Source organism: Vibrio sp. Vb0349 (assembly GCF_033338975.1).
In genome coordinates, this window is the sequence record NZ_JAWOTS010000321.1 from 1 (window position 1) to 1,176 (window position 1,176).

The window sequence follows — 1,176 nt, forward strand, 5'->3', positions numbered from 1 at the left end:
TTTACTGTCGGACATTTCTCACGAATTACGCTCGCCACTCACTCGCTTGCGCATGGCCAGTGCATTAGCGACGCGCAAACAGGGTGACAGCCCTGAGTTGGTTCGCATTGATACCGAAGCGCAGCGCCTTGAGCAGATGATCAGCGAATTGCTTGAGCTCTCGCGCATGCAGGTGAACAGCCACATGACACGCGAGACACAGCCAATAGAAAGTTTGTGGGAAGAGATCATTAAAGATGCGCAGTTTGAAGCCGAGCAAATGGGTAAAAAACTCCGCTATTCAGAGATCCCTGAGCGACATATCTCAGGCAACCCAAAACTGTTGATGAGCGCGGTAGAAAACATCATCCGCAACGCGATTTATTACGGAAAAGATGAAGTGCAGATCGACATTCAAGACAAGACTGACACACTGACGATTACCGTCGATGACAACGGTGATGGTGTGCCGGATGAAGAGTTAGAAGCGATTTTCCGTCCATTTTATCGTGTGTCTACTGCTCGTGATCGTCACTCTGGCGGCACAGGATTAGGGTTAACCATCACAGAAAGTGCGATTCGTCAGCACAGCGGTACGATAGTCGCGAGCCGCAGCCCACGGGGAGGTTTACGCGTCTCCATCACGTTGCCTTTAGTTAAAGTAGGCAAATAACCCTACAAGATTTCAGTTGATAATGATTTTCATTAACACTAGAGTAAATCCTCCGATTAAGGAGGATTTACTATGTCACATACATTTCCCGCTCTGCCTTACCCATACGATGCGTTAGAGCCATACATCGACGCAAAAACCATGGAAGTGCATTACAGCAAACACCACAAAACTTACTTCGATAAATTCGTCACCGCCGTGCAAGGCAGTGATCTTGAAACACAATCGCTAGACGAAATCTTCGCAGCCGTTTCGCAACATAGCCCAGCCATTCGCAACAATGGCGGCGGCTACTACAACCACATCCTTTACTGGAATGGCATGTCGCCAGAAGGCGGCGGTGAACCACAAGGCGCACTTGCGCAAGCCATCAACGACAAGTTTGGTCACTTCGAAAAGTTCAAAGACGAATTCGCTCAAGCAGCCGTTAATACGTTTGGATCTGGCTTTGCATGGTTAGTTGTGAAAGATGGCGACATCCACATCACCTCCACCAGCAATCAGGATAACCCTCTGATGTACGT

General features: G+C 48.6%; 2 protein-coding genes. Both read left to right on the forward strand.

Features of this window, described 5'->3' with window-relative positions; genetic code table 11:
* Window positions 1-652: ATP-binding protein (locus R7Q47_RS25525; protein ID WP_318090157.1), on the forward strand; the 652-nt coding region annotated here is incomplete at its 5' end.
* A gap of 72 nt (window positions 653-724) precedes the next feature.
* Window positions 725-1,176, forward strand: a 452-nt coding sequence (locus tag R7Q47_RS25530) for a superoxide dismutase (protein ID WP_318090160.1), incomplete at its 3' end; no start/stop codon positions are given.